Annotated in this window: 13 protein-coding genes; 9 read left to right on the top strand and 4 right to left on the bottom strand. The window is 72.4% G+C overall.

Annotation, left to right across the window (positions count from 1 at the left end; translation table 11 throughout):
• Nucleotides 1-259 precede the first annotated feature (259 nt).
• The 4 genes from AB0D53_RS34930 to AB0D53_RS34915 all read left to right on the top strand — a co-directional run bounded on the left by AB0D53_RS34930 (nt 260) and on the right by AB0D53_RS34915 (nt 3839).
• Nucleotides 260-658, top strand: coding sequence for a DUF6221 family protein (locus tag AB0D53_RS34930; RefSeq protein WP_362453297.1), 399 nt, complete (start codon nt 260-262; stop codon nt 656-658).
• Between the two features lie 482 nt (nt 659-1140).
• Nucleotides 1141-1968 carry a PP2C family protein-serine/threonine phosphatase gene (locus tag AB0D53_RS34925; RefSeq protein WP_362453295.1) on the top strand — a complete coding sequence of 276 codons (828 nt, stop codon included), beginning with the start codon at nt 1141-1143 and terminating at the stop codon, nt 1966-1968.
• Between the two features lie 123 nt (nt 1969-2091).
• Nucleotides 2092-3027, top strand: coding sequence for an MASE1 domain-containing protein (locus AB0D53_RS34920; protein ID WP_362453364.1), 936 nt, complete (start codon nt 2092-2094; stop codon nt 3025-3027).
• Nucleotides 3028-3155: 128 nt separating this feature from the next.
• Entirely contained in the window at nt 3156-3839 is a 684-nt protein-coding gene (locus AB0D53_RS34915; protein WP_362453294.1) for an SRPBCC family protein, read from the top strand.
• A gap of 182 nt (nt 3840-4021) precedes the next feature.
• Here the strand turns inward: AB0D53_RS34915 and AB0D53_RS34910 are convergent, their stop codons facing one another.
• A complete protein-coding gene (locus AB0D53_RS34910) occupies nt 4022-5137 on the bottom strand; it encodes a glycerate kinase (RefSeq protein ID WP_362453292.1) in 1116 nt (371 codons plus the stop codon).
• Between the two features lie 136 nt (nt 5138-5273).
• Between AB0D53_RS34910 and AB0D53_RS34905 the strand changes: the two genes are divergently transcribed.
• From AB0D53_RS34905 to AB0D53_RS34890, 4 genes are all read left to right on the top strand, one after another.
• Entirely contained in the window at nt 5274-5768 is a 495-nt protein-coding gene (locus AB0D53_RS34905; RefSeq protein ID WP_362453291.1) for an NUDIX hydrolase, read from the top strand.
• 195 nt (nt 5769-5963) lie between these two features.
• Nucleotides 5964-7166, top strand: coding sequence for a hypothetical protein (locus tag AB0D53_RS34900; RefSeq protein ID WP_362453290.1), 1203 nt, complete (start codon nt 5964-5966; stop codon nt 7164-7166).
• A 78-nt stretch (nt 7167-7244) separates the two neighbouring features.
• Entirely contained in the window at nt 7245-7976 is a 732-nt protein-coding gene (locus AB0D53_RS34895) for a Sir2 family NAD-dependent protein deacetylase (RefSeq protein ID WP_362453289.1), read from the top strand.
• The gene (locus tag AB0D53_RS34890; protein ID WP_362453288.1) at nt 7973-8638 is read left to right on the top strand and encodes a class I SAM-dependent methyltransferase; all 666 of its coding nucleotides are present in this window, start codon (nt 7973-7975) and stop codon (nt 8636-8638) included. The genes AB0D53_RS34895 and AB0D53_RS34890 overlap by 4 nt, the downstream gene beginning before the upstream one ends.
• Here AB0D53_RS34890 and AB0D53_RS34885 read toward each other — a convergent pair.
• Complete coding sequence (locus tag AB0D53_RS34885; protein WP_329817609.1) at nt 8635-9039, bottom strand: (2Fe-2S) ferredoxin domain-containing protein; 405 nt, start codon at nt 9037-9039, stop codon at nt 8635-8637. The two genes, AB0D53_RS34890 and AB0D53_RS34885, sit on opposite strands and share 4 nt — an antisense overlap.
• A 336-nt stretch (nt 9040-9375) precedes the next feature.
• On the opposite strand from AB0D53_RS34885, the gene AB0D53_RS34880 reads away from it, so the two are divergent.
• Complete coding sequence (locus AB0D53_RS34880) at nt 9376-9963, top strand: TMEM165/GDT1 family protein (protein WP_362453287.1); 588 nt, start codon at nt 9376-9378, stop codon at nt 9961-9963.
• Between the two features lie 92 nt (nt 9964-10055).
• On the opposite strand, the gene AB0D53_RS34875 is transcribed toward AB0D53_RS34880, so the two are convergent.
• Nucleotides 10056-10580: a methylated-DNA--[protein]-cysteine S-methyltransferase gene (locus tag AB0D53_RS34875; protein ID WP_362453285.1), complete on the bottom strand. Its 525-nt coding sequence runs from the start codon at nt 10578-10580 to the stop codon at nt 10056-10058.
• 23 nt (nt 10581-10603) lie between these two features.
• Nucleotides 10604-12076 (bottom strand): AlkA N-terminal domain-containing protein, encoded by a 1473-nt coding sequence (locus tag AB0D53_RS34870; protein WP_362453283.1) that lies wholly within the window; start codon nt 12074-12076, stop codon nt 10604-10606.
• Between the last annotated feature and the right edge of the window lie 124 nt (nt 12077-12200).

Raw genomic sequence — 12200 nt, 5'->3', positions numbered from 1 at the left:
ATCCGGCGCGGCCTCGTGAGCTTGATCTGCTCCGGCACGGTCCACGACACTGGGTGCTCTTCGGCCCAGTCCATGGGAGCGCCGTCCGCGGACCCGGCCCCGGTCGCGTCCGGCCGTGGACGCGACCGGGGCCGGGTCCACGGCCGGCTCCCGGCCTCGGACGCACCCGGACCAGGGTCCACCGCTCGTGGCCAACTCGCCGACCGGGTAACGGCTTTGGACCGACGGAGACCATGACGACGAAGGACTCGGAACCTCGATGACAGACAACTCGGACATGATCGGCTTCGTTCGGGAACGCCTCGCCGAGGAGGAGCGCATCGCTCAGGCGGCGGGCGGCGACAGCTGGCGGTGTCCGGCCGATGTGCCCGGCGAGGTCCACGACCGGTCGGGGGCCATCGCGTTCAGTGTGCGGAATCTCGGTTTCGACCAGCACATCGTCCTCCAGGACCCCGCGCGCACACTGCGCCGTATCGAGACGAACCGGGTACTCCTCGACGAGTACGCGGAGATCGCGCATCTGGACACCGACCGGCCCGAGCACGACTTCGGGTCCGGCCGGGCCGTGGGGCTGGGGTTCGCCGTACGGCAGCTGGCCGCGGAACACGCCGGCCACCCCGGGTACCGGGCCAGGTGGCTCCCGCGGTTCATCCAGTAGCGGCCCGGTGCGGTCGGTGCCCGCCCGCGTGGGCACCGGCCACACCCCTCAGCGCCGTGCGCCCCGGGAAGTGCCCCGGAGTCCGACCGCCGCGACGGCGGCTCCCAGGAGACAGCGGACGCGGTGACGAGCACGGCGGTGCGCACACCGTTCTGGAATGCCCGGCCGCCGCCCGCCGGGACCGCTTCCCCGAGCCCGGCGGGCATCCCGGACGAGGACGGGTGCCGATGCCCATGGAGGCCCCGTGGGGGACGGCGGTGCGGCACGCTGCCTCTGGGCCGCCCCTCCCGATCCACGCCGAGACGACCGGGGCGGGCGTCCCCGCGGTTGTCGCGGCCGGGCTGGAGCGGTTCCGGGACGCGGTGGGCCGACGACGGCTCCCCGGCCTCCACGGGCGAGAGGCCGCGTGCGTACGCCCTCCTGCGGACGGCGGCAGGAGGCTAAGGTTTCAGAAGGGGCGCATCGGACCGCTCAGGGACGCCATGCACCGACACCACAAGGAACAGGACAACGCCCAGGAACTCCTCCTCACCCTCGGGCGCCTCGTCGATCAGGCCCTGGAGAACATCAGGCGCCAGCGCGCCCGGGCCGAGCTGGGCCTGGCCCTCCAGCGGCACATGCTCCCCGCCGAGCTGCCCGACTTCCCGGGCCTGCGGATCGCGGCCCGCTACTCCCCCTCGCAGGACGGCCTGGCCGTCGGCGGCGACTTCTACGACGCGTTCGCGATGCTGGACGGGGCGGCGGGGATCGCCATCGGCGACGTGCAGGGGCACGGGGTGGAGGCCGCCGCCTTCATGGGTGAGGCCCGCGCCAGCCTCAGGGCGCTCGCCAGCGTCACGGTCGACCCCGGCAGGGTGCTGGCCTGCGCCAACGATCTGCTGATCTCGCTGGGCGGCGATCTGTTCACGACCTGCTGTCTGGTGAGCTTCGTCCCGGAGAGCGGCGAGCTGTCCGTGGCACGGGCCGGGCACGTGCCCATCGTGTGGGGCACCGACGACGGCGACTCAGGCGTCTCCCTCGACGCCGGTGGCGTGCCCCTGGGCATTCTGCGCGACCAGCGGTACCCGGTGACCCGTCGGCGGCTGGGGCGGCCCGGGTACCTGGTCCTGCTGACCGACGGGGTCGTGGAGGGGCCCTCGTACCCGATCGACGAGGGACTCGCAGCAGTGTCGGAGGTGGTCGGCGCGGCGGACGGGGCCGATCCCGGCGAGCTGGCCGCGCGGGTGATCGAGGTGGCGGACCTGACCGGTCACGACGACGACGCCGCCGTGCTCGTCGTCCGTTACGACGGTGCGCCGAAGAGGTTCTGACGCGTTCCGTGCAGCGCAGCCGGTGGCGGGGCGCCACGTACCCCCGTTCGCCGACCTCATCGGCGCGGTCCCGGCGCGCCCGTCCGGACGGCGGGCGGCGGTGTGGTGTCTGATGCTGTGGTGGTGGACAGCGCACGGCTCCGGCAGCAGACGGCCAAGCTCCTGACGGTCCTCGCGGTGGCCGCCTGCTACTACGCGACGGCCCGTCTGGGGCTGCTCCAGCAACTGGTACGCGGTCAGGTCACCCCGCTGTGGCCGCCGACCGGGATCGCGTTGGCGGCGCTGCTCGTGTTCGGGCCACGGATCTGGCCAGGAATCGCTCTCGGTGCCCTAGCGGTGAACATCATGATCGGCCCCTCCGTACTGCCCGTGCTGGTCATCGCCGTCGGAAACACGGTCGCCCCGCTCTGTTCCTACTGGCTGCTGCGGCGCGCGGACTTCCGCAATGAGCTCGACCGGCTGCGGGACGCGCTGGCGCTGGTCTTCCTGGGTGCGCTGGCCGGCATGCTGATCAGCGCGACCGTGGGAACCGGCGCCCTCGTCGTCGCGGACGCGATCCCGGCCGAGGAGTTCTGGCGGACCTGGTCGGTCTGGTGGACGGGCGACGCCATGGGCGTCATGGTCGTGACGCCGTTCCTGCTCGTCGTCCGCCGGTTCCGCCGGCCGTCCGGCATCGGCCCGGCCAGGTGGGCGGAGGCCGTCGCGCTGGGGGTGTGCGCGCTGGCCGTCACCCTGCTGGCGACCGAGGCCGGGGCTTCGCTGCTCTTCCTCGTGTCCCCGTTCCTGATCTGGGCCGCCTTCCGCTTCGAGCGCGCCGGCGCCGCGTGCTGCGCACTGGGCGTGTCCACGCTCGCGATCCTCGCCGCCGGACGGATGGCGGGCCCCTTCGCCCACCACGACCTGCTCACCAACATGGTCACTCTCCAGGCCTTCAACGGCTCCACCGCGCTCACCGCCCTGCTGCTGGCCGCGGTCGTCACCGAGCGGAACAGCACATACCGCGAGATCAGGCGGCTCTGCACGCAACTCTCCGAGAAGGTGACCCGACAGGACCCATGAGTCACTCCATCGGCCCTGCGACGGGTGCGCGGACGGGCGATCCGAAGCAGGCTGATGGGCGACGGCACCGCGACGAGGGCAACCGGAAGCCGGTACTCCGGCGGATGGGTGCCGTAAGAGGTGGAGCCATGCCCCATGTGTCTGCGAATGTCCAGGTATCCCGCCCCGCCGACGAGATCTTCTCGTTCCTCCGGGATCCGCGGAACCTGGCCGAGTGGTCCTCGACCATAGACCGGGTGATCGAGGGCCCGATCGCCACCGAACTGGGTGACGAGTACACCTGCAAGTTCCCGGGCAGACGGCGGGCGCACCGCCTGAGGTGCACCGCGAGCACTCCCGTCGAGTACCTGGCCTTCCGCGGTGCGGGCATGTGGACCCCACTGGGCCGCCACTCGCCGGAGCTGGAGTTCCGGCTGAGCCCGAACCGGGAGGGCACGACGGTCACCGTTTCCGTCAAGCCCCATCTGGACGGCGGCATGATCATTCTCGCGCCGTTCGTGATGATGGCCTGGCGCCGGGACCTGCCGACGGAGCTCGGGTGCCTGGCCGATCTGCTGAGCGGCGAGGGCGGCGTCGAGGCGGATGCGGTCGATCTGGGCACCCTGCGTGACGGACGGGACACAAGGGATGCGCAGGACGCAGGGGGCGGCCAGGATGTACGAGATGTACGGGATGCCCAGGACGCGAGGGACGCCGGGGACGCGAGGGGTACGAAGGATGCGACGGGCACGAAGGATGTGAGGGACGCCCGGGACGTGAGGAACGCAGGGGGCGGGCTGGACGGGACACCCTCCATGGGCCGACCCGGCTGACCAGGGCGACCGGGACATCGGGCGAGCGAGGCGTCGGGCGAGCGAGGCGTCGGGCAGAGGTGGGTTCCGCTGCGCGGAGCCGCCCCCTGCCCACCCGTCCCCTCGACGGGGCCCGCCCCGCGGGCCCCATCGTGTCCTCGACCGCCGGATGGACCTGGTCCCCAGGAGCCGGATACCGCGGGCTACAGCAGGAAGTCGCGCGCGATCGCCTCGGAGGCCCGTTCCAGCAGCGGCCCCGCCTGGGCCATCGAGACCGCGGGATCCGGCTCCAGATCTGCCAGGGCGTACGCGCGACGGATGCCCGCCGCGGTCAGCGCCTCCGGCGGCAGGGCCAGCCGGCCGCAGACCGCCACGACCTCGATCCCCGCGGCGCGGGCCGCAGCCGCCACTCCCGCCGGAGCCTTGCCGTGGAGGGTCTGCTCGTCGAGCGAGCCCTCACCGGTGATCACCAGGGTGGCCCGGGCCAGCGCCGGGGCGAAGCCGAGGACGTCGAGCATGACCTCGATGCCGGGGCGGAAGCGGGCGCCGAGGGCGACCAGCGCCCCGTAGCCGATGCCGCCCGCGGCTCCCGCTCCGGGCAGCGCTGCGTGCTCCGGGCCGAGGACGGACGCGTAGTGGGCGAGCGCCGCGTCGAGGGCCGCGATGTCGTCCTCGGTCGCGCCCTTCTGTCTGCCGTAGACCTCCGGGGCGCCCTTCGGGCCCGTCAGCGGGTTGTCCACGTCGCTGGCGAGGATCAGGTCCACCTCGGCCAGTCGCGGATCGAGTCCGGACAGGTCCGCCTCCGCCAGCTCGGCGAGGCCGCCGCCACCGGGGCCGACCGGCTTGCCGTCCGCGTCCAGGAAGCGGGCGCCGAGCGCGGCCAGCATGCCCGCGCCGCCGTCCGTGGTCGCGCTGCCTCCGACGCCGAACACGATCGTCCGGGCACCCGCGTCGAGCGCGGCGGCGAGCAGCTCGCCGGAACCGTAGGTCGTGGCCGTGAGCGGGGCGAACACCCCCGCGGGCAGATGCTGGAGGCCCGACGCCTCGGCCATCTCCACCACCGCCGTGGTGCCGCGCACCGCGTACGCCGCGGTCACCGGGTCCCCGAGCGGGCCGGTCACCCGCGCCTCGCGGCGCTCGAATCCGGCTGCCACCGCCGCCGCCACCGTGCCGTCGCCGCCGTCCGCCACGGGCAGGGTCTCGACCCGCACGTCGGGGACGACGCGCCGCAGCCCGGCCGTCACCCGCTCCGCGACCTCCACGGCCGTGAGCGAGCCCTTGAACTTGTCCGCCGCGACGAGCACGCGTGCGGTCTCCATCACTGCTCCGTCCGCCACCTTGCATCCCTTGCTCTCGAACAGGCAGTCGCGCCGCCCCCGACCCTATCCGCAGCGGATACCCGCTGCCCAGAGCCGTCGTCGGTCCGCTTGCGCCCTCTGCCACTACGCTGCCCGCGTGACCATCACTGACTACGCCTCGTACATCGCCGGGCTTCCCCGGGTACTGGCCGCCGCGGCCACCGTGTTCCGGGACGACCGGGGCCGCGTGCTGCTCGTCGAGCCGAACTACCGGGAGGGCTGGGCACTGCCCGGCGGAACGATCGAGTCCGACGACGGCGAGGGCCCGCGACAGGCCGCACGACGCGAGACCGCCGAGGAGATCGGCCTCGATCTGCAACCCGGGCGACTGCTCGCCGTCGACTGGGCACGCGGCCCGCGGCGGCCGCCGATCACCGCGTACCTGTACGACGGCGGAGTACTGGACGAGGCCCAGTTGAAGGAGATCCGGCTCCAGGAGGAGGAACTGCTGTCCTGGAAACTGGTCGAGCCCGAGGAGATCGACCGCTATCTGCTCGGGCCTCTCGCGCTGCGCGTGAAGGCGGCGCTGGACGTGCTCGAATCCGGTGGCGGCGCGGTGGAGCTGGAGGACGGGCGCCCCGTGAACGGCTGACATACGGGGCCGGCGCCGGCCCCACGCTCCCCCCGCTCGCCGCATACAGACCGTATTCCCGTTGTGTCCCGTTGTGCTGACCTGTCGTCACCTGGTAGTCCGGTCGACGGCTGCCGGACTCGTGAGTTCATGTGCCATTGGTCCGCAGTGCACGCTCGACCGGCATCATCCGGACTCCACGACAGCGGAGGGATCATGCGTACGCACACGGGACACCTCGGCGGGCTGCCGGCCACGATCGTCGCAGCGTTCGCCTGTACGGCAGTTGTCGCCACGGCATCGACGGCGCTCGCGGAACCGGCATCGGCCCCGGCCGTACACGGCGGGCTGCCACTGTCGGTCGACGGCGGCGCCTGGCAGTCCGGCCACGTCCAGGGCATGGCCATCGACCGCCGCAAGGGCTTCATGTACTTCTCGATGACCAACCTGCTGGTCAAGACCGACCTCCGGGGCAACCCGGTCGGTTCGGTCACCGGATTCACCGGCCACCTCGGCGATCTGGACTTCAACGAGAAGGACGGCCGGGTCTACGGCTCCCTGGAGTACAAGGAGGCGAAGTCCTTCTACATCGCGATCCTCGACGTCGACCGCATCACCCGGATGGACATGGACGCCCAGTCCACGGGTGTCGTCTCGACCGTCTACCTGAAGGAGGTGGTGAAGGACTTCACCGCCGACATGAACGGCGACGGCGTCTTCGACGGCGACACGGGCAACACCCCCGACCACCGCTACGGTTGCAGCGGGATCGACGGTGTCGCGTTCGGTCCGGCCTTCGGCGACCGGCGCGGCAAGCACGCCGGGAGGAAGCTGACGGTCGCGTACGGCGTGTACGCCAACACCGCCCGCACGGACAACGACCACCAGGTGCTGCTCCAGTACGACGTCACCCGGTGGAAGAAGTACGAGCGTCCGCTGACCGAGTCCGCCCCGCACACCAGCGGACCCGCCCATGTCGACGGCAAGTTCTTCGCGTACACCGGGAACACCAACTACGGCGTGCAGAACCTGGAGTACGACGGGCACAGCGGCAACTGGCTGATGGCGGCCTACAAGGGCTCCAAGCCGGGCTTCCCCAACTACTCGGTCTTCGCGCTGGACGGTGCGCGCAAGCCGGTGCGCAGCTGGGTGCGCGGGCAGCAGCGCCCGGAGCGCGGGCTGTTGCTCCCGCTGCTGCGCGAGGGCGCGCACGACAGCACGACCGGTACGTACGGGTGGCCGGCGCCGGGCCAGTACGGGCAGTACGGCCTGGTCTCGCTCGACGACGGGCGGTTCTACGTGGCGAAGAGCGGCACCGTCCAGGACGGCGGCGTGACCAAGCAGACCGCGAGCGCCGTGCTGAACACCTGGACGGGCCTGACCCCGTCGCCGTTCACTCCGGCCGGCCCCGCGGCCTGACGTCCACCACGGGGCGGACGGCTGCCCGAGGCCTAAATGGCCTCGCCCGAGGTGTCCGGCGCTGCGTACGCTCGCGGCATGACTCTCGTCGCGATCCTCAGCGGCGCCGGCATCTCCACGGACTCCGGCATCCCCGACTACCGCGGGCCCAACGGTCTCTGGCGCAAGGACCCGGAGGCCGAGAAGCTCGTCACGTACGACTTCTACATGGCCGATCCGGAGATCCGCCGCCGCTCCTGGCAGATGCGCCGCACCACCGCGGCCCGGGCCGTCGAGCCGAACGCCGCCCACCGCGCGGTGGCGGAGCTGGAGCGGTCCGGCACCCCGGTGCGGGTGATCACGCAGAACGTCGACGGTCTGCACCAGCTCGCCGGCCTCCCCGCCCGCAAGGTCCTGGAACTGCACGGGACCGCGCGCAAAGTGGTCTGCACCCGCTGCCATGCCCGCTCCCCGATGGCCGAGGCGCTGGCCCGGGTGGAGGCGGGAGAGGCCGACCCGCCGTGCACGGTCTGCGGCGGCATCCTGAAATCGGCCACGGTCATGTTCGGTGAGCGGCTCGATCCGGCGGTGCTGGGCCAGGCGGTGTCGATCGCGAAGGCCTGTGAGGTGTTCATCGCGGTGGGTACGACCTTGCAGGTGCAGCCCGCCGCCTCGCTGGCCGGACTCGCGGTGGAGAACGGGGCACGGCTCACCGTGGTGAACGCGGAGCCGACGCCGTACGACGAGCTCGCCGAGGCAGTCGTCCGCGAACCCATCGGCACGGCGCTGCCCGCGCTGCTGCGGCGGCTGGCCGCCGGGGCGAAGTCATGACGGAGCCTTCGCCCCTCGACCTCACCCGCGCCTCGTACGACGCCGTCGCCGCCGACTACGCCGTACTGCTGGCCGACGAGCTGGCGGACAAGCCGTACGACAACGCCATGCTGGCCGCCTTCGCCGGTCTCGTGAGGGCGGGTGACGGCGGGCCGGTGGGCGATCTGGGCTGTGGTCCCGGCCGGGTGACGGCGGTTCTCCGCGACCTGGGGCTGACCGCCTTCGGCATCGATCTCTCGCCGGGCATGATCGCGGTGGCGCGCGAGACGTACCCGGACCTCGACTTCGCCGTGGGGTCGATGACCGCCCTGGACATGGCGGACGACAGTCTGGCCGGTGCGCTCGCCTGGTACTCCCTGGTCCACACCCCGCCGGAGCAACTGCCGCGGTGTTTCGCCGAGTTCCATCGCGTCCTGGCGCCCGGCGGCCATCTGCTCATGGCCTTCAAGGTCGGCGACGGGTGTGTGCGCCTGGAGCGTGCGTACGGACACGCGGTGACGCTCGACGTGCACCGGTTCGCGCCCGACGCGGTGGCCGGCATGCTCGTGAAGGCCGGATTCCGTGTGCAGGCCAGGCTGGTCCGTGAAGCGGACGAGCGGGAGAAGACCCCGCAGGCCTTCTTCCTGATGGTGAAGCCCGGGGCAGCGCGGGACAGCCCTTAGCGTTCGAGTTCCTGCTGCACGCGGCGCGAGGGGCGGAACGTGTACAGGTCGAGGATCTCCGGCGGGTCCACCAGCCCCGGACCGCCCGCCCCGACCCAGGCGACGATGTCCGTCACGGCGTCCGGGTCGTTGACCAGACCGAGCCAGACCGGGCGGCCGCCCGCACGGCGCCCCTCGGGCGAGGGCTGCACGACGATGACATTGGCCTGTTCGCAGGCGTCCAGGCACTCCACGGCGCGGACCGTGGCCGACTCGCCGAGCGAGCGCCGCAGCTCGGCGAGCTGGCCGGCGTGGTCCACGTCCGGGACCTTGGGCGTGCCGCAGCAGCAGCCGCGGCAGACGCTGACGGTGGGCCGCGGCGCCCCCTGGGCGGGGACGGCACGTCGGGTGCGGCGGCTCATGCGGGGACGCTTCCGGTGCGGGCGCGGATGATCACCAGGGGACTGTAACCGTCCCGGCCATCGGATCGAACATCTGCTCTCCCCCGTGAGTGGGTGGGGTACAGTTGATGGCTGCGAAGGGGAGTAGCCCCGCAAACCGGTCGTCGACACACTGGAACCCCCGGGTTCCCGGTGGCCGGGCCCGTGGATGACCTCGGGCGGGCGAGACCTTCGGTCAGGTATGACACGCCCGCACCCCGTGGGCGCTGACGTCATGCCGGGCCGAGTGGTCCTCCGGAAGCCCGAGTGGCACTTCGCGAAGGCCCGGGGCCCGGCTCCTACAGAAAGCCACCCGGAATGCACCTCGACCCCCTGGCGATTCTCACCGCCTTCGGGCTGATCTTCCTCGCGGAACTCCCCGACAAGACGATGTTCGCGTCGCTCGCCATGGGCACCCGCATGCGACCGCTGTACGTCTGGTTCGGCACATCGTCCGCGTTCATCGTGCACGTCGCCATCGCGGTGGGGGCCGGCAGTCTGATCGGGCTGCTGCCCGACTGGATCGTCAAGCTCGTCTCCGCCTCCCTCTTCGCGTTCGGGGCCTTCATGCTGCTGCGCTCCGGCGGCGGCGATGGCGACGACGAGGACGACGCCCCGAAGACGGTGACCGGTTTCTGGCCGGTCTACTCGACCGCGTTCATGGCCGTCTTCATCAGCGAGTGGGGCGACCTCACCCAGATCACCACGGCCAACCTCGCCGCGAGCAACGGCACCTGGTCCACGGCGATCGGCTCCGCGGCCGCCCTGATGTCCGTCTCGGCGCTGGCGCTGCTCGCCGGGCGCTTCATCGCCAAGCGCGTGCCGTTGAAGACGGTCCAGCGGATCGGCGGGCTCTGCATGCTGGGGCTGGCGATCTGGACCCTGGTGGAGATCTTCATCGGCTGACGGCGCAGCCGTACGGCACTTCGGAACGTGGGAACGGGCCGGGACCATTCGAGGTCCCGGCCCGATCTCGCGTCCGGGGGCGCGGGGCGGCGTCAGAAGAGCGCCGGGGTGTCGTTCTCCGTGCCCTTCTCGAAGGCCAGCAGCCGCTGCTTGCGGTCGAGTCCGCCGCCGTAGCCGGTGAGGCTGCCCGAGGCGCCGATGACCCGGTGGCAGGGGACGATGATGCCCACCGGGTTCTTGCCGTTGGCGAGCCCCACGGCACGTGAGGCGCCCGGTTTGCCGAGGTTCTCGGCCAGTTCGCCGTACGAGCGGGTCTCGCCGTACGGAATCAGCCGGAGCTGCGCCCAGACGCCGCGCTGGAACGGGGTGCCGTCCAGGCGCAGCGGCAGATCGAAGGTGCGCAGTTCCCCGGCGAAGTAGGCGTCGAGCTGGCGGACGGCCTCGGTGAAGGGCCGCGGGTCGCGCTCGCCGAAGGTCTCCTCGGGCGGGCGGTGCCGCTGGCCGGTCATGTAGAGGCCGGCGAGGACCCCGTCGCTGGCGACGAGGGTGAGCGGTCCGTACGGGCTGTCGACGACCGTGTGCCGCCTGGTCGTCGTAGGCGGATGTGTGGCTGTCATGGCTGGACTCTTCCCGGGCTTCCTCAGGTGGGCAGGTGGTTGATGGGGTGGTCGTCGACGGTCCACAGGTACTGGACCGCGTACGCCCGCCAGGGGCGCCAGGCGGCCGCGCGGGCGGTGAGCGCCGCCGGTGTCGAGGGGAGGCCGAGTTCCTCGGCCGCGCGCCGGATGCCGAGGTCACCGGGGAGGAAGGCGTCCGGGTCGCCGAGCGCCCGCATCGCGATCACCTCGACGGTCCAGGGGCCGAAGCCGGGGAGGGCGGTCAGTTCGGCCCGTGCCTGCTCCCAGTCGGTGTCGGTGCCCAACCGCAGCGAGCCGTCGGCGAGTGCGCCGACGAGGGTGGTGAGGGTGGTGCGGCGGCTGCGCGGCAGGGCGAGCTGTTCCGGGTCCAGTCCGGCGAGTTCCTCGGGGTCCGGGAAGAGGTGGGTGAGGCCGCCCTCCGGATCGTCGACGGGCAGGCCGTGCGCGGTGACCAGACGGGCCGCGTGGGTGCGGGCGGCGGCCGTCGAGACCTGCTGGCCGAGCACCGCCCGTACGGCGAACTCGGCGCCGTCGACGGTACGCGGCACCCGTCTGCCCGGCTCCTTGCGGACCAGGGGCGCGAGGAGCGGGTCGGCGGACAGCTGCTCGTCGACGGCCACCGGGTCGGCGTCCAGGTCGAGCAGCCAGCGGCAGCGGCTGATGGCGAGGGTGAGATCGCGTGGATCGGTGAGGGAGAGGCGGCAGGCGATGTGGTCGGGGTGCGGGGTGAGCGCGACGATGCCGTGTCCGTGCCGCAGGGAGAGCGTGCGGCGGTAGGCGCCGTCGCGCCACTCCTCGACGCCGGGGACGGCGGTCGCGGCGAGGTGGCCGAAGAGGTTGCTGGGGTTGAGCGGGGCCCGGTACGGCAGCCGCAGCGCTATCACTCCCGGCGTGACCGGCGGTTTCGCGGACCGGGCGGCGCGGCTGCGCAGCTCGCCGGGGGCGAGCGCGAAGACCGTGCGGACGGTGTCGTTGAAGGTACGGATCGAGGAGAACCCGGCGGCGAACGCGACCTCCGCCATGGGGAGTGCGGTGGTCTCGATGAGCAGCCGCGCGGTCTGGGCGCGCTGTGCGCGGGCCAGGGCGAGCGGTCCGGCGCCGAGCTCGGCGAGGAGCTGGCGCTCGATCTGCCGGGCGGAGTAGCCGAGCCGGGCGGCGAGCCCGGGGACGCCCTCGCGGTCGACGACGCCGTCCCGGATGAGCCGCATCGCTCGGGCGACGGAGTCGGCTCGGGCATTCCACTCCGGGGAGCCGGGGCTGGTGTCGGGCCGGCATCGTTTGCAGGCCCGGAATCCGGCCTGCTGACAGGCGGCGGCGCTGGGGTAGAAGGTCATGTTCTCGACCTTGGGCGGTACGGCCGGGCAGCTGGGGCGGCAGTAGATCCTGGTGGTCAGGACCGCCGTGAAGAACCAGCCGTCGAAGCGGGCGTCCTTGGACTGGACGGCCCGTACGCAGCGCTCGGTGTCGGTGTACATGGCTCAAGCATCCGCCACCCGGGGCGCGGGGGCTGGCGAGAATCCGACATGGACGTCGCGCTGCCAGGACTTCTCCCGGCCTCTGAACGGCGGGGCCCCGGTGACCGGCGGGGCCCGGTGACCG

The organism is Streptomyces sp. NPDC048295, assembly GCF_040652135.1.
Classification (GTDB): domain Bacteria; phylum Actinomycetota; class Actinomycetes; order Streptomycetales; family Streptomycetaceae; genus Streptomyces.
Note: the sequence above shows the minus strand (reverse complement) of the source record. Positions and strands in the feature narration are given on the sequence as shown.